Consider the following 1,402-nt stretch of genomic DNA (forward strand, 5'->3'; position numbering starts at 1 on the left):
TCTCCCCGGCGTTGCGCAGCCGGCGTACCGCCGCGGTGATGGGTCCATAGGTCGAACCCCAGCCCAGCACAAGGGTGTCGGCCGCGCTGTCGGTGCCCGCGGTGGGGTCGTCGACCTCGAGGTCGGGGACGTCGATGCCGTCGATCTTGGCCTGGCGGGTGCGGACCATGAAGTCGTGGTTCGCGGGGTCGTAGGAGATGTTGCCGCTGCCGTCCTGCTTCTCGATACCGCCGATGCGGTGCTCCAGGCCGGGTGTTCCGGGGATGGCCCAGGGCCGAGCGAGGGTTCCGGGGTCGCGCTTGTAGGGCCAGAAGACCTCGGTGCCGTCGTCCAGCGTGTGGTTGGGCCCCTGGGTGAACTGCACGCGCAGGTCCGGGAGTTCGTCCGTCTCCGGGATGCGCCACGGCTCGCTGCCGTTGGCCAGGTAGCCGTCGGAGAGCAGCAGTACGGGCGTCCGGTACGTCAGCGCGATCCGGGCCGCCTCCATCGCCGCGTCGAAACAGTCGGCCGGAGTCCTCGGCGCGACCACCGGCACCGGGGCCTCGCCGTTGCGCCCGTACATCGCCTGCAGCAGGTCGGCCTGCTCGGTCTTGGTCGGCAGACCGGTCGACGGTCCGCCGCGCTGGATGTCGATGACGAGCAGCGGCAGTTCGAGCGAGACCGCGAGTCCGATCGTCTCCGACTTCAGGGCCACACCGGGGCCGGACGTCGTCGTCACGGCGAGCGAGCCGCCGAACGCGGCGCCGAGCGCGGCGCCGATGCCCGCGATCTCGTCCTCGGCCTGGAAGGTGCGCACCCCGAAGTTCTTGTGCTTCGACAGCTCGTGCAGGATGTCGGAGGCCGGGGTGATGGGGTAGGAGCCCAGGTAGAGCGGCAGGTCGGCCTGCTGGGAGGCGGCGACCAGGCCGTACGACAGGGCGAGGTTCCCGGAGATGTTCCGGTAGGTGCCGACGGGGAACGCCTTCGTCGCCGGGGCGATCTCGTAGGAGACGGCGAAGTCCTCGGTCGTCTCGCCGAAGTTCCAACCGGCCCTGAACGCGGCGAGGTTGGCGGCGGCGATCTCGGGCTTCTTGGCGAACTTGGTCCGCAGGAACCTCTCGGTGCCCTCGGTCGGCCGGTGGTACATCCACGACAGCAGTCCGAGCGCGAACATGTTCTTGCTCCGCTCGGCCTCCTTGCGGGAGAGCTCGAACTCCTTGAGCGCCTCGACGGTCATCGTCGTGAGCGGCACGGGATGGACGTTGTAGCCGTCCAGCGAGCCGTCCTCCAGCGGGTTGGCCGCGTAGCCGACCTTCTGCATCGCCCGTTTGGTGAACTCGTCCGTGTTGACGATGATCTCCGCGCCGCGCGGCACATCGGCGATATTCGCCTTCAGGGCCGCCGGGTTCATGGCCACGAGCAC

General features: G+C 69.3%; 1 protein-coding gene. It reads right to left on the reverse strand.

Features of this window, described 5'->3' with window-relative positions; genetic code table 11:
- Positions 1-1,402, reverse strand: a 1,402-nt coding sequence (locus ACFWBT_RS43040) for a 2-oxoacid:acceptor oxidoreductase subunit alpha (RefSeq protein ID WP_385710302.1), incomplete at both ends; no start/stop codon positions are given.

It is taken from the genome of Streptomyces sp. NPDC060027, assembly GCF_042737005.1.
In the GTDB taxonomy this organism is placed as follows: Bacteria; Actinomycetota; Actinomycetes; order Streptomycetales; family Streptomycetaceae; genus Streptomyces.